Source organism: Pseudomonas lactucae, assembly GCF_016937615.1.
Classification (GTDB): Bacteria; Pseudomonadota; Gammaproteobacteria; order Pseudomonadales; family Pseudomonadaceae; genus Aquipseudomonas; species Aquipseudomonas lactucae.
On record NZ_JAFHKI010000024.1, the window covers coordinates 51,741 to 71,939 of the forward strand.

At 57.0% G+C, this 20,199-nt stretch carries 14 protein-coding genes and 1 pseudogene; 7 read left to right on the forward strand and 8 right to left on the reverse strand.

All coding sequences use genetic code 11. From position 1 onward, the window contains the following. Positions 1-39: 39 nt before the first annotated feature. Positions 40-948 (forward strand): LysR family transcriptional regulator, encoded by a 909-nt coding sequence (locus JWR98_RS05300; RefSeq protein WP_205489450.1) that lies wholly within the window; start codon positions 40-42, stop codon positions 946-948. A gap of 50 nt (positions 949-998) precedes the next feature. On the opposite strand, the gene JWR98_RS05305 is transcribed toward JWR98_RS05300, so the two are convergent. After that, on the reverse strand, positions 999-1,916 hold the full coding sequence (locus JWR98_RS05305) for a LysR substrate-binding domain-containing protein (protein WP_205489451.1): 918 nt from the start codon (positions 1,914-1,916) through the stop codon (positions 999-1,001). 189 nt (positions 1,917-2,105) lie between these two features. Here JWR98_RS05305 and JWR98_RS05310 point away from each other — a divergent pair, with 189 nt between their 5' ends. The 5 genes from JWR98_RS05310 (at position 2,106) to JWR98_RS05330 (ending at position 7,159) form a co-directional block, all read left to right on the forward strand. Beyond that, positions 2,106-2,855 (forward strand): SDR family NAD(P)-dependent oxidoreductase, encoded by a 750-nt coding sequence (locus tag JWR98_RS05310; RefSeq protein WP_205489452.1) that lies wholly within the window; start codon positions 2,106-2,108, stop codon positions 2,853-2,855. Between the two features lie 96 nt (positions 2,856-2,951). Further along, on the forward strand, positions 2,952-4,253 hold the full coding sequence (locus JWR98_RS05315) for an MFS transporter (RefSeq protein ID WP_205489453.1): 1,302 nt from the start codon (positions 2,952-2,954) through the stop codon (positions 4,251-4,253). A 19-nt stretch (positions 4,254-4,272) separates the two neighbouring features. Continuing rightward, positions 4,273-5,121 carry a transketolase gene (locus tag JWR98_RS05320; protein WP_205489454.1) on the forward strand — a complete coding sequence of 283 codons (849 nt, stop codon included), beginning with the start codon at positions 4,273-4,275 and terminating at the stop codon, positions 5,119-5,121. Further along, positions 5,118-6,140: a transketolase family protein gene (locus JWR98_RS05325; RefSeq protein WP_205489455.1), complete on the forward strand. Its 1,023-nt coding sequence runs from the start codon at positions 5,118-5,120 to the stop codon at positions 6,138-6,140. The genes JWR98_RS05320 and JWR98_RS05325 overlap by 4 nt, the downstream gene beginning before the upstream one ends. 50 nt (positions 6,141-6,190) lie before the next feature. Continuing rightward, complete coding sequence (locus JWR98_RS05330; protein ID WP_205489456.1) at positions 6,191-7,159, forward strand: alpha/beta hydrolase; 969 nt, start codon at positions 6,191-6,193, stop codon at positions 7,157-7,159. Here JWR98_RS05330 and JWR98_RS05335 read toward each other — a convergent pair. The 7 genes and pseudogenes from JWR98_RS05335 to JWR98_RS05365 all read right to left on the reverse strand — a co-directional run. Then, positions 7,049-11,493, reverse strand: a pseudogene (locus tag JWR98_RS05335) (RecQ family ATP-dependent DNA helicase); the annotation flags it as partial. The gene JWR98_RS05330 and the pseudogene JWR98_RS05335 sit on opposite strands and share 111 nt — an antisense overlap. Before the next feature lie 763 nt (positions 11,494-12,256). Beyond that, positions 12,257-13,387 carry an NAD(P)/FAD-dependent oxidoreductase gene (locus JWR98_RS05340; protein WP_205489457.1) on the reverse strand — a complete coding sequence of 377 codons (1,131 nt, stop codon included), beginning with the start codon at positions 13,385-13,387 and terminating at the stop codon, positions 12,257-12,259. After that, entirely contained in the window at positions 13,380-15,041 is a 1,662-nt protein-coding gene (locus tag JWR98_RS05345) for a methionine--tRNA ligase (protein WP_341869720.1), read from the reverse strand. Before JWR98_RS05345 ends, JWR98_RS05340 begins: the two co-directional genes overlap by 8 nt. Then, a complete protein-coding gene (locus JWR98_RS05350) occupies positions 15,007-16,134 on the reverse strand; it encodes an NAD(P)/FAD-dependent oxidoreductase (RefSeq protein WP_225908581.1) in 1,128 nt (375 codons plus the stop codon). Before JWR98_RS05350 ends, JWR98_RS05345 begins: the two co-directional genes overlap by 35 nt. Next, on the reverse strand, positions 16,131-16,484 hold the full coding sequence (locus JWR98_RS05355; protein ID WP_205489459.1) for a cupin domain-containing protein: 354 nt from the start codon (positions 16,482-16,484) through the stop codon (positions 16,131-16,133). The genes JWR98_RS05350 and JWR98_RS05355 overlap by 4 nt, the downstream gene beginning before the upstream one ends. Positions 16,485-16,500: 16 nt before the next feature. After that, positions 16,501-17,850, reverse strand: a complete 1,350-nt coding sequence (locus JWR98_RS05360) for a lysine N(6)-hydroxylase/L-ornithine N(5)-oxygenase family protein (RefSeq protein WP_225908582.1) — start codon at positions 17,848-17,850, stop codon at positions 16,501-16,503. A gap of 92 nt (positions 17,851-17,942) precedes the next feature. Next, positions 17,943-19,316: an MFS transporter gene (locus JWR98_RS05365; RefSeq protein ID WP_205489460.1), complete on the reverse strand. Its 1,374-nt coding sequence runs from the start codon at positions 19,314-19,316 to the stop codon at positions 17,943-17,945. A gap of 140 nt (positions 19,317-19,456) precedes the next feature. Here JWR98_RS05365 and JWR98_RS05370 point away from each other — a divergent pair, with 140 nt between their 5' ends. Beyond that, on the forward strand, positions 19,457-20,185 hold the full coding sequence (locus JWR98_RS05370; protein WP_205489461.1) for an ArsR/SmtB family transcription factor: 729 nt from the start codon (positions 19,457-19,459) through the stop codon (positions 20,183-20,185). The last annotated feature ends 14 nt before the right edge of the window (positions 20,186-20,199 follow it).

The following is a 20,199-nucleotide window of genomic DNA, read 5'->3' on the forward strand; positions in this document are numbered from 1 at the left end:
CGACCAGGATTGGCAGCGCCCCGAGGATTGAATGCCCCTATGGATAAACTTGATCAATACCGCGTCTTCGTACAGGTCGCCGAAATGGGCAGTTTCATCAAAGCCGCCCATGCGCTGGAACTGCCTCGCGCCACCGTTTCTGCGGCGATTCAGCAATTGGAGGAGAAGATCGGCGTGCGCCTGTTGAACCGCACCACACGCCAGGTTCATCTGACCGCTGACGGCACTCAACTGATAGAGCGCCTGCGTCCATTACTGGCGGACGCCGAGGACGTCGAGCAATTGTTCCAGAGCAGTCAGCGGCAAGTCGCCGGCCTGCTCAGGATCGACGCGCCCAGTCGCATTGCGCGACGCCTCATCGCGCCGGCGTTACCGGGCCTGTTGCGCCGCTATCCCAAACTGCAATTGACACTCGGTTCCAGCGATCGCGCCATCGACCTCGTGCAGGATGGCGTCGACTGCGCGATACGCGTAGGGACCCTGCAGGACAGCAGTTTGGCGGTGAGACCCATCGGGACTATCGCCCTGATCAACTGCGCCAGCAAAGCCTATCTCCATGAGCACGGCGTGCCGGAGCAGCCAAACGACCTTGCCTGGGGGCACTGGGCGGTTGGCTACGCCTCGCCCACCACAGGTCGGGAATTACCCTGGGAATACTGTCCGGCCGATGGGCAGGCGCAGATGAGCAGCGTGCCCAGCCGGGTCGTCGTCAACAACGCCGAGAGCTACATTGCCTGTTGCCGTGCCAGTCTCGGCCTGATCCAGATACCCCGCTTCGACGTAAAACACTTGCTGGACAGCGGGGAGTTGATCGAGGTCATGCCTGCGTTTCGTGCAGCGCCCATGCCTGTGTCCCTGCTGTACCCGCACAGACGCCAGAGAACGCGTCGACTCGGGGCATTCATCGAGTGGTTCGAGAACTTGATCGGGCCGCATCTGGAACCGTAATACGCGATCGCACACCAGTACCAGATCAGGTGAGCGATAGTATCGGTTGGCTAGAATTCAAAACTATGCCCAAGCTCTCCTTCCATCCATTCAAGGAATCGCCGAACCCGGGGAAAACTTGAGTGCGCCTTGGGGAACACCAGATGATGGGCGGCTACCTGAGAACTCAGCGTCTGCGGCGCGACCTCGATCAGCGAACCGCTGACCAGATACTTCTGCGCCAGTAGCGTGCTTTCGAGGGCAAATCCCAAGCCGTGGCTCGCCGCTTCGAGCGTCATATATGACCGGTCGAAACTCAGCGCATACGGATTTTCCGGACGTGCCAGCCCATGTTGCGCGAACCACTCCGGCCACCGCAGCAGCGTGGCTTCGGATAGAATCAAATCCTCCGTCAGAAGATCGACGGCGCCTTTGATTGGGCGACGCAAGAGCAGCTTTGGCGAGGCCAGGACAGCAAAATTTTCGTTGCGCACCGTACGCACTTCATAGCTTGGCCAGTTAGGCCGGCCATGACGAATGTCGACGTCGATCTTGTCGCGGCTGAAGTGCAGCGATTCGTAGGAACACGATAAATTTATCTGAACGTCCGGGTTGCTCATGCGAAATGCCTCCAGGCGCGGCATGAGCCAGAGCAGTCCGAAACTGGGGGCGGAATGCAGGCGCAGGCAGTCCAGACTCACGTCGCTCGCGGCCCGCTCTGTCGCGGCTTCCAGGCTTTGCAACAGCCCGGAGATGTCCTTCAGATATTGCTCGCCCACCGGCGTCAGAGTCACGCCGCGCGCCGCGCGTACGAATAATTGGCGACCAATCATAACCTCCAGCTTGGCGAGTTGATGACTGATCGCCGACGGGGTGAGATCCAGTACTTCGGCCGCTCTTGCCAGATTGCCAAACCGAGCAGTTTGTTCAAAAGCCTGAATTGCTCTCAGCGGTGGCAGGCTGGATAAGGTGTCGTCATCTCGTCGCATCAGTGCTCCGCCTGTTATTCAGCTGGTTGCCGGGCAATATCATTCAAACATTTGTCCTTTGCGTTGACGAGAGGTGAATTTTATTCACTCAGCAGTGACGTTTGCGTTATTGCTCGACCCGTCTGCCGAGAACACTCTGAACCCATCGATCACTGAATCGAACCATAAAAACAATCAGAGGGACTCGCTATGCTTCTCCAAGGCAAAGTCGCCATCATCACTGGCGCGGCATCCGAACGTGGCATCGGCCGCGCAACTGCCAATACATTCGCCAGACACGGCGCCCGTGTCGTCATCCTGGATCTCGACGAGTCGGCCGCCCGTGACGCTGCCGCTGCTCTCGGCGAAGGTCATCTGGGGCTTGCCGCCAACGTCGCGGACGAGGCTCAAGTCAAAGCCGCGGTTGCCAAGGTCATCGAACAGTACGGGCGCATCGACGTACTCATCAATAATGCCGGCATCACTCAGCCGATCAAGACCCTGGATATCCGCCCTGGCGATTACGACAAGGTTCTGGATGTCAGCCTGCGCGGCACACTCTTGATGTCGCAGGCGGTCATTCCAATCATGCGCACGCAGGCTGCAGGCAGCATCGTCTGTATGTCTTCAGTGTCTGCTCAGCGCGGCGGCGGTATCTTCGGCGGGCCGCACTACAGTGCCGCGAAAGCTGGTGTTCTGGGCTTGGGCAAAGCAATGGCACGGGAGTTCGGCGCGGACAACATCAGGGTGAACTCCATCACGCCTGGTCTGATTCATACCGACATCACCGGCGGCCTGATGCAGGACGAACGTCGCCACGCGATCATCGAAAGTATCCCATTGGGTCGGCTCGGCGCAGCGCAGGACGTGGCCAACGCTGCGTTGTTCCTGGCCAGTGATTTGTCCTCCTATCTCACAGGGATCACCCTGGACGTAAACGGCGGTATGTTGATCCACTGAGTGCAAGTGTCATCAACCGCTGACTGTTAAGTGCTGGATCAAAGATACGCCGGGCTTCGCGCCTGACGGTCTATAAAAATAAGAGATCAGACCATCATGATGACCACCATGACGCTGGACACTGTGTCAACTGTGCGCTCAAGCGCGTACCGCAAAACTGCCTGGCGATTGATGCCTTTCTTGATGCTGTGCTACCTGTGCGCCTATCTGGATAGGGTAAACGTCGGATTCGCAAAGCTTCAGATGATGAACGACCTGTCCCTGAGCGAGACCGTCTACGGACTCGGCGCAGGGATGTTTTTTCTTGGCTATTTCCTTTGCGAAGTGCCGAGCAACCTCATCCTTCACAAGGTCGGAGCGCGCCGCTGGATTGCGCGCATCATGATTTCGTGGGGCATCATTTCCGCACTCTTCGCCTTCGTGGAAACTGCCTGGCAATTCTATGCGTTGCGCTTTCTTCTCGGCATCGCCGAAGCAGGCCTCGCACCAGGGCTGTTGCTTTACCTCACCTATTGGTTCCCCTCCTACCGCCGCGCGAAAATGACCGTGCTGTGGTTCATCGCCATTCCATTGTCGGGGATGATTGGCGGGCCGCTATCAGGTTACATCATGACCAAGTTCGCAGGTCTGCATGGCTGGGCAGGCTGGCAATGGATGTTCGTCATTGAAGCCATTCCGACGGTGATCGTAGGTCTGATGGTGCTCGCTTACCTCAAGGACGGCGTCCATCAAGCGACCTGGCTTACCGAAGATGAAAAGCAGCTGATCAGCAAGGAATTGGCCGAGGATAACAGTCGCAAAGTTACCCACGCATCGGTTGGCGCTTTCTTGCGCGATCGACGCCTATGGATGCTCGCCTGCATTTACTTTTGCGTCGTCATGGGTCAGTACGCAATCACCTTTTGGTTGCCGACGCTTATCCGCAACGCAGGAGTTTCCGACCCGATGCACATCGGTTTACTCACCAGCCTCCCCTACCTGTGCGCCATTGTCGCCATGGTGTTGATGGGCCGTAGCGGTGACAAGCACCGGGAGCGCCGCTGGCACCTCGTAGGGCCAATGGTTGCCGGCGCCATAGGCCTCACGTTGGCGGCGATGTTCGGCGGCAACCTGGTGCTGTCGGTCTTGAGCCTTTGTCTTGCGGCGGCGGGTGTTCTTTCGGCCTCGTCATTGTTCTGGATGCTGCCCACAACACTGCTCGGTGGCGTCTCCGCCGCAGCGGGAATCGCCGGCATCAACAGCTTTGCCAATCTAGCTGGGTTCTGCTCGCCTTACCTGATTGGCTGGATCACCACCGCCACCGGATCGAGCGCGATTGGCATGTACCTGATAACTGGCGTGCTATGCCTCGGCGCCTGTCTGGTGCTGCGCATTCCGGCCGCTTCGGTCAATCGTTGAGTTAACGGAGAATTTACCCATGACTGCCAATCCCTCACTTGCATCGTCCACCACGTTGCTGCAGCGCGCCCATAACATCCGCCGCCACGCGCTGCGCATGGGTCAGGTCCAGGGCCAAGGCTATGTCGGCCAGGCACTGGGCGCGGCAGACTTGCTGGCCGTGTCGTACTTCCATGCCTTGAACTACAAACCTGAAGATCCGGAATGGGAACATCGCGATCGCTTTTACCTTTCCATCGGTCATTACGCGATTGCGTTGTATGCCGCACTGATCGAGGCGCAGATCATTCCTTTGGATGAGCTCGAAACCTACGGCTCGGACGACAGCCGCTTGCCCATGTCCGGCATGGCCGCCTATACCCCTGGCATGGAGATCACAGGCGGCTCTCTTGGCCAGGGCCTGGGAATCGCGGTGGGGGCCTGCCTGGGTCTTAAGCGTAAAAAATCCGCCTCCTTTGTTTACAACCTGCTGTCTGATGGCGAGCTCAATGAAGGTTCCACATGGGAAGCCGTCATGTCTGCTTCGCACTGGAAACTCGACAACCTTATAGCCATCGTAGACGTTAACAATCAGCAAGCCGATGGGCACTCCAGTGAAGTGTTGGCATTCGAGCCCATCGTGGACCGGTGGCAAGCCTTTGGCTGGTTCACCCAACGCATAGACGGTAACGATCTGGACGCGTTGGTTCAGGCATTCGATGCTGCCCGCAGCCACCCAGACGCGCAGCCCCGCGTCATCATCTGCGACACCAGGATGGGTAAAGGCGTTTCGTTCCTGGAAACCCGCGAAAAAACGCATTTCATCCGCGTGGATGAGCACGAATGGGATCTAGCCCTGAACAACCTCGAAGAAGGGAAAACCGTATGAGCAACATAAACAACCCTACGGCTCAGGCACCCGTGGCTGCCAAGAAAAAGCTGACAACCTCGGCGATGATCGCCTCGATTGCCGCGGAAGGTCAGGCAACCACATCCGCGCCCTTTGGCCACGCGCTCGCAGCACTCGCCAATCTGCGCTCGGATATCGTAGGTTTATCCGCTGACTTGTCCAAATACACCGACCTGCACATCTTCGCGAAGGAACACCCCGACCGGTTCTACCAGATGGGCATGGCCGAACAGTTATTAATGAGCGCGGCAGCGGGCATGGCCCGTGAAGGCTTTGTTCCCTTCGCCACCACCTACGCGGTTTTCGCTTCGCGTCGTGCCTATGACTTCATCTGTATGGCGATCGCCGAGGAGAACCTCAACGTCAAGATCGTCTGCGGCTTGCCGGGACTTACCACCGGTTATGGTCCAAGCCACCAGGCCACGGACGACTTGGCGATATTCCGCGCCATGCCCAACCTGATGATCATCGACCCCTGCGATGCCCTCGAAATCGAACAGGCAGTCCCCGCCATCGCAGCGCATCAAGGCCCGGTCTACATGCGTTTACTGCGCGGCAACGTGCCTCGGGTGCTCGACGAATATGGATATCAGTTCGAGATCGGCAAAGCCAAAACCCTGCGAACGGGCAATGACGTCCTGGTCATTTCCACCGGTTTGATGACGATGCGAGCCCTGGAAGCCGCTAAAGAACTCCAGGCCGACGGCGTGGATGTCTCGGTGCTGCATGTACCCACCATCAAGCCTCTGGATGAGCAGACCATCCTGGCCGAGGCAAAAAAATCGGGCAGGCTGGTGGTCACTGCTGAGAACCACTCGATCATCGGTGGACTGGGAGAAGCAGTGGCAACGGTGTTGCTGCGCAGTGGGGTTACGCCGACGTTCCGACAAATCGCCCTCCCTGACGCGTTCCTCGATGCGGGAGCGCTGCCGACGCTACATGATCGCTACGGCATCTCGACTCAGGCCATCTGCGCACAGATCAAAAGTTGGTTGTAAATCCTATGCCGGTAGGGGCTGGGTCAGCCCCTGCCAAGGAGGAAATACGCTTGAACATTGAAAGCCTGCTCGACCCTTCTTACGCATTTTTTCTGGAAAAACCACCAAGTGAATGGACGTTCGCAACGCTTCCCGGCATTCGAGCGCGAATCAGCGCCGACAACCCTCCCCCTCACCTGGAACGCTGCGAACAACGATGGACAACCGGCACGCCGAGCGGTTGCAGAGTACGTGTGTGCATCTACCGCCCCTATCCAGTCATTGAAAATCAGGCACTGCCGGTCATTTTGTACCTGCACGGAGGAGGTTTCGTGCTGGGAAGCCCGGAGATGGTCGACGATTATCTGGCCGACCTCGCTGAAGCGCTTGAAGCGGTGATCGTTGCGGTCGATTACAAGCTGGCGCCGGAGTATCCCTTTCCGATCCCACTGCAAGATTGCTATACCGCGCTGACCTGGCTTTTCAGCCAAAGCGTTTCACTTGGCGTTGATCCACAAAAAGTTGTAGTCATGGGCCACAGCGCAGGCGGCGGACTGGCCGCCGCATTGGCACTGCTGGTTCGAGAGCGGGGACAGCACTCACTTGCCGGCCTGCTATTGGTTTATCCGATGCTAGATCATAGAACCGGCTCGAGTGTCGCCCCCGTTGCTAATCCCACTACCGGAACGTTGAATTGGCAGCGCAAAGAGAACCAGTTCTGCTGGCAATGCATGCGAGGTAAGTATGACCTTGGCGACGACCATGCATACCTTTTTTCCGCTGCGCTGGCGCCCGATCTGCGCGGTCTGCCGCGAAGTTTTATAGGCGTCGGAGCCTTGGATCTGTTTTTGGAGGAAGACGTGGACTTCGCGTTAAAGCTTTCGCGTTCAGGCGTGCCAATGGAACTTCATGTTTACCCAGGCGTACCGCATATGACCAAAGGCGGTGAGCAAGATGTCATACCATTCTGGCCCGAGCTGCTTTTCACTCATGTATGTCCATGTCTCGGAAGCACTCAGCGGCTCGGTAATTCCTCGTAGTATTTCAACAGCCTGCACGAAGCCTCGCTGAGCGGTCAGAGGTAAGACACCTTCCTTGTCGGCGGCAAGGCAATACGGAACGCCGTGAGCTTCACACCAGGCCTGAAGGGGCAACAGGTACTGGTGGGTACGGGCCAACACCGCACACCCATGCCAATCCTCGCTGTCCAAACTGAGCAGACGCTGCAGCTCAGCCACAGCAGCCTGGGCCTGCACGTTCGCCCGGGCGTGCCCCTCAGCCTCTATCCTCAGGCGAAGCACACGCCCAGCCCGCTCAAGGTCCAGAGTCTCCCAATCGCCGCCCTTCGGCAGTGCGCGGCGAATAGTATCGATCTGAATCGGGTGCTCTTTTTTGAGGCGATCAGGATTGCGACCAATGACCCTGTTAGCCGCATTGATGATGCGGCCGCTGGAGCGATAGTTGTCGACCAGATAGTTCTTTGTGGCCGAGTATTCCTCGCGAAAGCGCTCTATGTAGCGATTATTGGTATCACGCCAGGCATAGATGTTCTGATCGTCGTCACCTACCGCCAAAATGCACAGGCGCCCTTCTTCTTCGGCCTTACGCCCGGCCAAAGCACTCACGAGTCGATACTGCAGGTCGTCAATGTCTTGGTATTCGTCGACGAGGATGTAGCGGTAACCTCGCATCAGTTGCTCGCGTAGATCGTCCTCGCCTTCTACCCGCCGCTTGCCTTCGAGCAGCTCAACAGCCTCTCCCATCACCTGAGCCAGACGCCCTTCCTCGACCGTTTCGCCTTGTTCGAAGCGAGTACCTGTAAGGCGCATCGCCATGCGGTGATAAGTCATCACGTTGACCCCAAAAGCATCGGGACCAACCAGCTTAAGCAGGCGCTGCTTGATCTCGTTTGCCGCATGACGGTTGAAGGTCAGAGCCACGATGCAGCGCGCCGGCACACGCCGAACTCGCAATAGATAAGCGATACGATGCACGATCACGCGAGTCTTACCTGACCCTGGACCCGCCAGAATCAGACGATTCACGTCATCGTCGTCGGACACAATAACCCGCTGGGCAGCGCTGAGCCTCTCGACAATGCTACGCCAGGACTCTTCACTCGTGGCTAGCTTAAGCACCTCCTCGCGACCTACAAAGTAGCGACGAATGAACTCCTGTTTGGCTAGTGTGAAATAATGCTGAACGAGGTCGCTGGCCTCTCGCATCGAGTCGAGCCCAACCTCGGCATACTCGCGCATGACGTGAACCTGAATACGTTTTTCTCGGTAATGCTCATCAAGGCGCTGGTGGTCATCCTTAAGGTAGCCGGTACGCTTTTCCGGCTCAACTTCAATCGTCATAGCGCGACGCATAACGGTCATGCCGTGGTTCAGCGTTAGCACGTCCTGCTTGTGCAGGTACAGCAGCACGTGTTCAATAGCTTTAAGGCGCTGCGACTCGGGGATTCTGGAGCGCAGTTCAAGATCCTGATCAATCAGACCTATAAGTTCGCCGAATGTGGTGTCGACCAACAGATCTTTGTTTCGTGAACCCGGTGGCAGTTTGCCAATTAAAAACGCGAGTACTACGGCAGCTAACGCACGTCGGCGCTCGCCTAATCCTTGAATACCTCTCCAGCTATACCCCACGCGGACACGTAACTTGAGGAAATCCTGAGTGATCTGACGCAGTTCGAAACTGCTACGCAGTTGACTCTCGCTGTCGTGATCCTGGGCCAGACTGCGCAGCAGTCGCAAGACGTGCAGCGGTATCAAATCTTTGTTGTCGGAAGCTATTTTGAGCGTCGAGGTCAACAGCGGCACATTAAGATCCTGCCACTCGCCGTTCTCGGCCTCCGGTGCCAATTCCTGTAACAGGTCAAACAAGGCAGATTCTAGCTTTAAGGTGGCTTGCAGACGTTGGGTGGAAGGAAACACGACGCCATGCCGAACATACAAAGTGAGCTTAGAGTCGTTGACTAAAATCCCCAAGTTCTCCATCTGACGCAGTGTCGCAGTGACTTCTTCTGACGTGAGACTGGTAAGTGCCATCAAGGCATCAGTGTTGATGCGCTCATCAACACTCGCCTCGTACAGATAACTCAGAATAGCCTTAAATTCTCCCAGCCGTCTGGCCGGCAATTTGGCGGTGGCCAGACGCTTGTCGGCCTCTACCTTAGTCAGCTTCAGGCTTGCCGGAAAGATTTGGGTCTGATTTTCCTCCCTCTTTAAAAACTGCCCGCGCTCAAGCCAGGACACAGCCGTGACGACCTTGGTTTCAGCATCGCGTTCCCCGGCCTCAAAGCTAGTATCGACCTGTTCGTCCATCAATACTTCACCGGCAGTGATGACGAGCCGGCCGCCCTTGCGTCGGTCGCTCTCCTTGCGCAGTTTGCGCAGGATCTGTTGGATATCACGCAGAGTCAGCTTCGATCCCTCGCACATTCCGAACTGGTTCTCGATGTCCTGAGCGTCATACAGGAGCACGCATCGAGCCTGCCCTTGATCGCGCCCAGCGCGGCCAGCTTCCTGCAAGTAGTTCTCCAGCGATCCCGGGATATCAGCATGTACCACTAGGCGAATATCAGATTTGTCTACGCCCATGCCAAAAGCATTGGTGGCCACAATAATCTTCAGCTCCCCGGCCTTGAAAGCGTCCTGAATGTCCTTCTTGTCGTGTGGCTCCAGCCCAGCGTGAAAATGCTTGCAGGCCCAGCCATGGCCGATTAAAAACTCCGCGAGTTCTTCAGCACCTTTGCGGCTAGACACGAATACCACGGCGCCGCCCTCGCTACCGCCTAGCTCTTCCTCAAGTAATGCCTGAGTGTGGTGACACTTCTCTGACCGGGTACAAGGCAAGACTTCGAAGTGCAGATTGGTACGCTCGTGAGTACCGATGAAATGCTTAAGGGAGATGCCCAGTTGCTCTTCAAAGTGCTGCTCAATGTCCTCAATCACGTCAGGCTTGGCAGTAGCTGTAAAGCAGCCGATCGCGGCGAGCGGACCGTCCCCCGTGAACTGCTTGATGAAACGCGAGACATAGAGGTAATCCGGGCGAAAATCTGCGCCCCATTTGGACAAGCAATGCGCTTCGTCGAAGATCCAGGCACCGACCTGACGCTGGGAGATCGCGCGGCGAAAGGCCATGTTGCGAAACTGCTCGGGCGAGACCAGCAGAATGCCTACATCCCCTAACTGGATCTTCTCCAACACCTCGGCTCGTTCAGGCATGGTTAACAGGCCGTTCAAGGTCGCTGCACATTGGACGTTGCGACCAAGAAGGCCGTCGACCTGATCCTTCATCAGCGACTGCAATGGCGAAATGATTACTGTCAGGCTGCCGTTGCGGTGAAAGCGGTTCAGAGCGGGCAACTGGTAGCACAGGGATTTTCCACCCCCTGTCGCGAGAATTGCGAGCACGTGCTTTCCCTGCATACCCGCCAGTACCACGTCATGCTGTAAAGGGCGCCGTCCGGTTCAGTCCGAAACTCCTGAATTGGAGCGAAGTAGCGCCTGAGCTCGTGGCGGGGGTCATGAGTAGTGCTGCAGTAGCCGCAGTGGCTTCCTCCGCAGGGGACGTCACGCAGCTCGGCAATCAATTTACCGGTTGCTGGAAATTGGTGGCGCACCCAGGGTGCTAGAACCGAGTTGCCGCCCGAGACGCGCAGCCAGGCCAGCGCATAAGCTAATGGCCAATGGAGACTCTCGTCCATAAGGTCGGCTTCCAGCAATTGATTCAGTCTGGTGCTGCAGACTTTGGAAGTGCGCTTCAGGTCCGGGTCGGTTTCCCTAAGCAGCTCGGGAATCAAACTGCGCAACTCTGTGAGGCTAGGCTCCTGGCCAGTGATCGAGGAGAAGAGCGCGCCCAGGTCGCTCTTCGGCGTTGGGGCGAGCAGCGCTTGGTAGCAGAGCAGTTCTGCCTGGTGCTTAATGCTCAGTTCTTCAAATGCCCGGCGCTGGTCATTGAATAGTGTCAGGGTCGAGCGGCAATCGGACAGCGGAGAGTTAAGGCTGTCACGAATGAGTTTGTAGTCTTTGACCAAACGGTGATACGGGTTCTGCGGAAAAGCTAACGGCGATAGGCGCAGGGTGTCGATCACCGGCAACTGATGTAAGGCGAGATGCGCAGCTTGCTCTTGGAGTATCGGCAAGTCATGGTCAATGACGTTATGGCCGAGCACAAAACTAGCGCCCTGCCCTAAGCGTTCTAAGACCTCAAGGGCAGCGGGCAGATCCTTGTCGACTTTATGCTCGAGCTCCTCTCCCGTGTCAGGACGCATCGCGCCAATCATAAAAATGCGATCAGGTTGATTGGCTCTGCCGGGGACGACTTCTAGGTCAAAAATCAGGCTTGTAGGTAGAGTCATTGAAACCATTCGAACAGCATCCTTGCAAAAAACCACTTGGCTTTCGTCACTTTAACGGCAAATGGCCAGCACAGATAGGTGTCCGCGGTCGCAGTGAGACGCATGATGCAGGTCGGCGATGGATATCGAGGCATAGGAGCGGGAACTAGTGCGGATAGCGTCGGCATTGTCTTTCTTCCCAAGATGGGCATTTACAATCTGAGCGAGAAAGTATCGAAGCCGAGCAAGTAGCTGCTTTCGTCCCCGTCAGAACCGGTTCACCAAGTTGCGTAGTTTTAGGTGACGGATGTCATAAAGTTCACCTAGGGCGTTCGGCTGATTGATAATTGCCTCAAATACTCGCCCATACGAATTATCAGGCACTCTGAAACAACGAGCTGTCGAGATTTTCGAGCGCACAGCCCGAATCAAGGTGACTTCACCGAACGCTTACAAATAGCCGCCCTCGAAAAATACTAAACTAGAAAACGCCCGCTAAACGATTTATCAGATTTGTTGTATTGACCGGTTTAATCCATAGCCAAAACCGGATATTCGTCAAATCAGCCAGAGAGTTTAGCTTTTGTCTATTCAGAACGGTCAACGTCCGACGGAAATGCGGATGCCCCAGCCAATCCAGATCAGTAGATAAAGTCATGGCCCAATTCTTTCTGCATGCATTCAAGGGACCACCTGATTCGAGGTAATGTTTTTTGGGGACCCCAACAACTTGAAAGATTGCGTATCCGCAAGCTCATCAAAAGGTCGCTCTCCACTCTAGTGTCAGTCAGCGCTACCGCAGGAATCGCTCCATCGCGAAAAGCGCCAATGACTGGGGCACCTGTCCTTTCATCACCCAATGCGCAATGCCCTGCCCAAACAGCGGGGCAAATTTGAAACCATGCCCGCTGAGCCCGGCCGCCACGATCAATCCAGGCATTCGCGGGTCGGCACCGACAATCGGGTTACCATCGGGTGTGCTGTCAAAAAACGACACTCGACGCCCTAAGGGTTGCGCGCCTTCCAGTCTCCCCAATCGTGTTACGGCCCTATCTCGATAACTACACACAGTGGCGTTACTCATGCTGCGATCAAAAGCGTCCGGGTCGATTGCATAACTATCGGATGCCAGCAACGAGCCGATGAAGTAGGTTCCCGGACTGTCCGGACGTAGGTAGAACCCCGCGCTGCGATCACCGTATCCCGGCATAAGCTGATCTTGATCTGGGGACGCCACGGTGACAATGCCCACACATTGTCGCGTGGCGCTGATTGGCAGCGGCACCCTGCAATCCGTCGCCAGCACGGCCGCCCAAGGTCCGGCGGCATTGACAACATAACTGCTGGCGATAAACCCGCTGTCCGTTTGTACCCCGGCCACTCGCCCCGCCCGGCAGATAATCCGTCTTACTGCCCGGCCCTCTTCGATTACCGCGCCGCCGCTGCGCGCGCCTGTCGCGAAACTTTGGGCGGTCCGAATCGGGTCACAATATCCAGCATCAGGCTCATGCACCACTCCTACCAGGCCATCCGTCCGCAGGTCAGGAACCAGCACTTGCGCCTCGGCCGGTGATAGCCATCGCACCGCAGCCCCATGCGCTTGCAATAGCGCAACATTAGCCTCGGTCGTCTGTTGCTCTTGCCTGGAAATCGCGGTCAAGAACCCTGTTGGTCGATAGCCGCACTCCCCCGGATAGTGTTGCGACCAATCACGGTAATCCCGTACGCCCTGGCCTGCCAACTGGCTCAGTGCCGGGTCGGCATAGTACTGGCGCACGATCCCCGGCGAAGCGCCTGAAGACCCCGAGGCAATTGCACCTTTGTCCAGAAGGCGAACTGAAAGTCCAGCCTGTACCAGATGCCAGGCAATGCTGCAGCCGGTCGTCCCGGCGCCTATCACGATTACATCGGCATATTCATGCATCGTTGGTCGTGCGCTCAAGAACCAAGCTATGTGGCAAGCAAGGCTGCAACAATGCAGGGGACAGCGGCAGGAAATGGCTACGTGACAGGGTGGACTCTCGAGGCTGCGATGTGGCGAACAACGACTGCAGGGCCGGTAATCCATCATGGCCCAAACATTGCCACAGATACTCGGACAGTCGCGGCATGATCGGCGCCCCCAGGTAAGCCAAACCTTTGAGCCAGGTATAGGCTTGCTCCTGCTGCATGACATCCAGGTCCGGTCGCTGCATCCACTGGTGCAGCACTTCCCAGGCATTGCGCACCGAAACCGCATCCAGTTGGAATGCTTGATCCAACTGGGCGACAGCCGTCTCAAGAGCCGGCCGCAACGCCGATGGGACCGTCAGCATTTGCCCGGCACCGATGCTGGCTAACGCCATGTCGATTCGGCCGTCGAGCGCCCCTGCCAAGTCCACGTTGACCACCTCGACAAACTCTTCTACAGCGAAGTTTGTTTCGCCCTTTTCAGGGCTTTCGCGACACAGGAAATACCGCACGCCGTCACTGCTGGCTGGGGTCTTTTCCACAATGTCAGCGGCCCAGATCACATGCAGGCGGCTGGTGGAAAACTTAGTGCCCTGCAACTTGTAGAAATAGTTAGTAAGAACGTAATCAAACGACTGGTGATCCTGCAGAGCGTCCATGACTGCGACACTACCGGCCAGCAATAACACCGCATTGTCGATACCGAAACTGACCAATGTCGTGACATCGCTGTTGCACAGCATAGCCTGGCCGTGATCAGGATCTTTCTCCAGGGAACGATCGGCGCAGGTCAACGCATATTCCCAGCCAGACTCAAACAAAACCCTGGGGTTGGCAAAGCGATCCGGGCTCCAGGCGACGCCCCAGTCACCCGGTGCGGTCAGGCGGATCAAATTGTTTTCCCGTTCCAGAAACCGTGAAATCACCTCGATAATCGACGGCGGCGCGCCCGATGCATGCATACGCCGCAGCAGGCTGTCCGGATTCGCTACCTTCAGAAATAGACTCTCTACCTCGACCCATTTCAGGGGGCTGTCGCCCATACGCGGCTGAGGATTGAGCATGGCTTCCGGACGGAACAGCGCACCACAGGCTTCGCAGAAGTAACCACCGGCATCTGTCTGGCAGTATGGGCACCGCCCCAGCAACCAAGCGCCGGCCAAATAGCGGCTGGTTTCAGGGCAATACAGTACCCGTTCAGTCACCGTTTCAGTGACACCCGACGCCACCAGACGCTCCACAGTGCGCTGAGCATTGCGGGCGTGACGTTGGGCATAAGGGCCTTGTACCAGATCCAGAAAGTCGTCGACCTGCACATCCATTGCCCGCAGATCGTTTGCAATCTGCCGGTGATAGTCGCGAACAACCTCTTCTGGCGCGCGCTGCTCTTGCAAGCCCTTCCAGAGCACATAGGAGTCAAAGCCGTCGACCGCCGATACTACGTCGACATTGTGGCCCTGGGTCCGCAGGTAGCGACCCAGCATATCCAAGCGCAGATAAGGCCCGGCAATGTGTCCCAAGTGAAGCCGACCATTTGGGGTCGGCGGAATCGGCATCAGGAAGAATTTTTTTGCAGTGATAGGCATCATCTTTTCAGTCCATAGAAACAGGCAGATGTGTTTGGCCACGCGCAGTGACACGGTCGGGACGATGGGCGACGATCAACTCAAGGGCCTCGCTGGCAATCCCGGGGGCCAAGCGAAATCCCGCTCCGCTGCCGGCACCGGCAACGACCACATTGGTCGCGCAGTCCAGAGTCACCAGGGATTCGCCGCCAGGGCTGTAGCTGTCGCAGAACACCCGCCCTCCCCGACACCGACCAACGAGGTCGGGCAGATACCTCGCCAGGACGGTTTTAGCCACCTGAACATCGTGGTCGTTGATCTCCAGTTGATGTTTGCGCGGCGCAACGTCCCACTCATCGCAGCGAAAGCTGAACAACCATTGATTACGCGCCGCAAGCGGCATCAGGTAGGAATCGGACTGTGGGAGAAACAATGCCGCTGCATCACGAGGTGGAGCACCGTCTATATGCAAGGCCACCACCTTCTTGACCCGAAGCCCGTGTTGGGCGGCAATCGACCCAAAGGGGGACTCGTTGATCCAAGGGCCCATTGCTACAAGGGTTCGCTGGGCATAGATGATGGAATCGTCTGACAAGGTGAGCCGCGTCGTCCCGCTGTCGACGTTATCGATATGGCTGACGCCCAGCCCTTCGATACAGCTGACATTAGCCGATGCAAGGCTGTGACTAATCAACATCCGCGCGATCAAAGGCGGCTCGTAGCTTTCGGCTGAACCGCCACTCAAAAGGCTTTGCGCGGCGTCGACATTGAGCCTTGACCCCAGGCGTTCGCCCAACGCAAGCGCCGATACATCGGCAAACTTGACGTCGAAATCGACTACCGCACGCTGGATATCGGCCGCAAACTCGCCATCGGCGAGCCAAAACACCGGCGCTTGCGTGGTACGGATTGAAAACCGGTCACGAAACGCCCGGTAAAGCCTTGCACTCTGCCCGGCTAGCCGACGTTCGCGCTCCGATCTTCCGGTCGCAAGCAGCACGCCCGCCGAGTGAGACGTCGCACCGTCGCCGATCCGGTAGCGGTCAATCAACAGGATTTTCCAGTCGGGGTAGCGCTGCACTGCATGATGCAGGGTCCAAGCACCAATAATGCCGCCACCGATGATCACTAGATCGAAATCTTGCGTCATGCTCATGCCCACCACACTGAAAATACCTGAACTTGGCCCGCGCCGTTATTGCGTGCAAAGTGCGGCTTAAAGGGGGAAAAATAAAGGCTCTCGCCGTTTTTCACCCTGTGCCAGATGCCGTCATAGAAGACATCCAGATCACCTTGAGAAATGAACCAGATCTCACTGACGGCGTGCTGGTCTTCCTCGGTCCCGCAACCAGCATCAAGGGTGAAACGTGACGACAGCACGGGCGCGTTGGCCAGTTTGCCAGCGTAGTTGTGCATGAACAGACGTACGCCTTGCTGTGTGACCTGTTCTTCGGTTTCGCGAATCACCGGGGCATTGCCCTTGGAGGTTAGCGTTATCGGGTCCATTGATAAGCTCCTGGATCTAGTTGGCCACCGCACTCAGGCGGTCAAGGCGGGCATCCGTGACCTCATCAAAGACCTCACTTGCTCCCCATTGAACAAAAGCCTCAGGTTCGACAAGGTCATAGAGGGCTTGCCCGCAAATGCTGTTGATGATTTTCGCGCAACGCCAAGGGATTAACCCCAGGTTCGGGTCGGCAATGCCCCTTTGACTGCGGGCGGCGTTTTGCACATAAATGGCCGAACCCTCGGGGCCATCCCACGCGATGGAATAGTCATCCTTGACCACGTATTCGCCCTCACGCCTGGTAATTCGTGACTCAAGCGCGGCCAGGCATTCAGGCACCTGATAGGCGTAGCCCGTACACAGCACTGCAGTGTCAGCGCTCAGTTCTTCGCGCACCTGACTGTGCCCATGGATCATCGCCAGGCTCCAATGATTGTGGCGCTGGTGAATAGCCGTCAGCTCGCGGCCCGGCAATAGACGGATCTTGCAGGGGTGCTGCAACACGTTTTGAAGTTCGTACATACGCCGATAAATAGACTGCAATAGCGATTGCGAAATGCCGTCACTGGCCAGCTTCTGTTCGGCCAGCAGTGGCTGGCGTACGTGCTGGGGCAACTCGAAGAAGTGATCGCTGTACTGCGGGGTGTACAGCTCGTTGGTGAAAGGCGACTCATCCAACGGGGAAAAATTCCAGCGCCGCGAGACCCAGGTCACACTGGCTGGCAGCGCGCTGGTATCGGACAGCAGGTGCTGGATGATCTCCGCCCCGGTCTGGCCGCCACCGATTATCACCACGCGCTTGTCCTGGAGGGAGGGACTACGGGTCATATATTGCGACGAATGAAAAAGCGTGTCCCCGACAAAAGGTTTCGCGCATTCCGGTACCAACGGCTGCTGTCCGGTGCCCAGCACCAGGTTGCGTGCCGGCTGGACCCAATGGTCGCCCTTGAGCATAAACAGACCATTTTCAAATTCAACTGAGCGCACGTCGCTATTGAATTGCAGACTTGGCAATTGGCTGCTGGCCCAACGGTAATACTGGTTGAATTCGCGCCTGAGCACTTGATCAAAATTGGCGTTGATAAAACTCAGCAGCTGCTTTTTCTTGGCGAGATAGGCAAGAAATGAAAATGGATTGGACGGGTCCACAAGACTGACCAGGTCTTTGAGGTAGTGAACTTGCAACATCGCCTCAGGCACCATCATCCCGGAGTGCCACTGAAATTCGCCGCTGCGCTCAAAGAACTTAGCCGTTATTTTTTTCGGATACGGTTGAGCCAGCGCAGCCAGGCTCAAATTGGCTGGCCCAATACCGATACCCGCCAGATCTATTACTTCAGCCGCAGAGTGCAAGATCATGATCATTATCCCTAGTGATGATGTTTTTCAGGTGCAGCAACGCCTCACGACCTTCGCAGACGCGTGCTGAGCGACTTCTGTTTACAGGTGAAGGTAAATCAACTTCCCACGGTTTGGGGCGCCGGTGTTTTCAGTACCAATGCGGACACCGCCATGGCCAGCAACGACAGGCCAATCGCAACGCTGACTGCGATATAAATGGCCTCGTTGAGCGGTTGGATCGAGGTCAGCAACGCGCCGAATATCGCGACGCCGAACGCGGAACCACTCTGTCGGCTGGCATTGAGCGTGCCGGCCGCCACCCCTGCCTTGGCACGGTCAACCACGCTCATAAGTGCCGAAGTGGCGGCCGGGGTGATGATCCCGGCGCCAAACCCCACGGCTGGGTAACACAGTGCGATCCGCCAGTACAGCGCGTCATTGGCAAGGGCGAACAGTCCGATGAATCCCAAGGCGTATAACCCAAACCCGGTGCATAGCACAGCTCGGGGCCCATAGGCACGGGTCAACCGGCCGCAGGTGAAACTGCCGAGAGTGACCATCGCCGTCAAGGGCAGGAACGCCAATCCGGTATCCAGGGGCGACCATCCGCGATTCGTCTGGAAATACAGGCTCAACAGAAAGAACAGGCCGTAGAACACCAGCGCGGAAATCAACGACAGAAAGGTTGCACCTGTGAACACCGGGTTGCGGAAATAGTGCAACGGCAGCATCGGATCCTTATGCCGGCTTTCGGTCACCAGGAATACGCACCAGGCTGCACAGGCCAGGATTATGCCCGCATACACCCATTCAGAATTCCACCCAAGCTTTGCCCCTTCGATCAGCACTGCCACCGAAGTGGCCAGGGCGACGATGGCGGCGACCTGGCCGGTGAAGTCCAGATGGCGATTGGGTGCCAATGGAGGCGAAGGAGGAATACGTGACGTCAGCCATACGCCGACCAAAGCGATGGGCACATTGATCAAAAAAATACTGCGCCAGCCAAACAGCTCGATCAGCACGCCGCCTACAAGAGGCCCGGCCGCCATGGCAATCCCACCACAACCTGCCCAGACACCGATGGCACTCGCCCGTTGATGGGTCTTCGGGTAGGCATTGTTGATCAGCATCAGTGAGCACGGCACCAACATGGACGCACCCACCCCCTGCAGCACTCGGGCAGCGACCAATTGAAGCAGGTCAGTTGCCAGACCACATAATGCAGAAGCAACTGCAAACAAGACCAGACCAAGGCCGTAGATCTTTCTTGCCCCGCAACGGTCGCCCAATAAACCGCCCGTCAGCAGTAAACTGGCGAACGTCAAGGTATAAGCGTTGATCACCCACTGCAGCCCGGTGATATCTGAATCAAATGTCTTAGAAATGGATTCCAGTGCCACGTTGACGATTGACGTATCGAGAATGACAACGACGTAACTGAGGCTTGTAGCGATCAGAACCTGTCGTTGGTAGCGACTCTTGATTTCCATGACTACGCATTTCCTTTCACTGACGGCGGATTGACTATAAGCAGCTTTTTGCAAAAAATGTTTCGGGGCGTGTCGAAGTGTGTCTAATTATGTCATGCTGAAAACCGAGGTGATCCGACACACCCAGGGAGTTCAAAGGAATGACCCAGCCCAAGATTTCTTCCATCGCCTACTTAATCGCCGAACCCGTGCGGGCGGTCATCCTGATCACCCTGTCCGATGGTGGCTCGTTGTCAGCCAGCGCACTGGCGGACGCCGCCGGTGTCACACCACAAACCGCCAGTTCGCACTTGGCAAAACTGCTCGATGGCGGACTGCTGACTGTTGAGATAAAGGGGCGCAACCGTTTTTATCAATTGGCAGGCCCCGACGTTTCCCACGTATTGGAAAGCCTTGCAGCCGTCTCCCCACAAACCAGTTCCTGGAGCAGCCTGCCCAATCGCGCCGCCCATGAATTGCGTTTTGCCCGTTGCTGCTACGATCATCTGGCCGGTCAAGTTGGCGTCGCGGTGGCTCAAGGCATGCTGGAGCGCGAGTTCATCGTCGAATGCAATGAGCGTGAATATGCGCCTACCCCTCGCGGCATTGAATGGATGCAATCCCTCAATCTGGACCACGGCGAGCTGTGTTTCGAAGCTCATAGCCAGGCTCGCCGATGCCTGGACTGGACCGAAAGGCAGCACCACATAGCCGGACCGCTGGGTGCACACCTGCTGGATACCTTCTGCAACCTGGGCTGGATGCGCCGATCCACAGGCACTCGCGCCGTGACCATTACCGGTGATGGCTGGAGAGCGCTCAAGCACCATTTGGGATTTCAACACTTGCATGATCTTGAAACGCTGGCGCGTCCGCTTGTTTCCGCCTGAAAACCGGCTATGCA

Excerpts from the sequence above, each read along its gene's own strand:
- JWR98_RS05300 (WP_205489450.1), top strand. The coding sequence starts at position 40 with ATGGATAAACTTGATCAATACCGCGTCTTCGTACAGGTCGCCGAAATG.
- JWR98_RS05305 (WP_205489451.1), bottom strand. The coding sequence starts at position 1,916 with ATGCGACGAGATGACGACACCTTATCCAGCCTGCCACCGCTGAGAGCA.
- JWR98_RS05310 (WP_205489452.1), top strand. The coding sequence starts at position 2,106 with ATGCTTCTCCAAGGCAAAGTCGCCATCATCACTGGCGCGGCATCCGAA.
- JWR98_RS05315 (WP_205489453.1), top strand. The coding sequence starts at position 2,952 with ATGATGACCACCATGACGCTGGACACTGTGTCAACTGTGCGCTCAAGC.
- JWR98_RS05320 (WP_205489454.1), top strand. The coding sequence starts at position 4,273 with ATGACTGCCAATCCCTCACTTGCATCGTCCACCACGTTGCTGCAGCGC.
- JWR98_RS05325 (WP_205489455.1), top strand. The coding sequence starts at position 5,118 with ATGAGCAACATAAACAACCCTACGGCTCAGGCACCCGTGGCTGCCAAG.
- JWR98_RS05340 (WP_205489457.1), bottom strand. The coding sequence starts at position 13,387 with ATGCATGAATATGCCGATGTAATCGTGATAGGCGCCGGGACGACCGGC.
- JWR98_RS05350 (WP_225908581.1), bottom strand. The coding sequence starts at position 16,134 with ATGAGCATGACGCAAGATTTCGATCTAGTGATCATCGGTGGCGGCATT.
- JWR98_RS05355 (WP_205489459.1), bottom strand. The coding sequence starts at position 16,484 with ATGGACCCGATAACGCTAACCTCCAAGGGCAATGCCCCGGTGATTCGC.
- JWR98_RS05360 (WP_225908582.1), bottom strand. The coding sequence starts at position 17,850 with ATGATCATGATCTTGCACTCTGCGGCTGAAGTAATAGATCTGGCGGGT.
- JWR98_RS05365 (WP_205489460.1), bottom strand. The coding sequence starts at position 19,316 with ATGGAAATCAAGAGTCGCTACCAACGACAGGTTCTGATCGCTACAAGC.
- JWR98_RS05370 (WP_205489461.1), top strand. The coding sequence starts at position 19,457 with ATGACCCAGCCCAAGATTTCTTCCATCGCCTACTTAATCGCCGAACCC.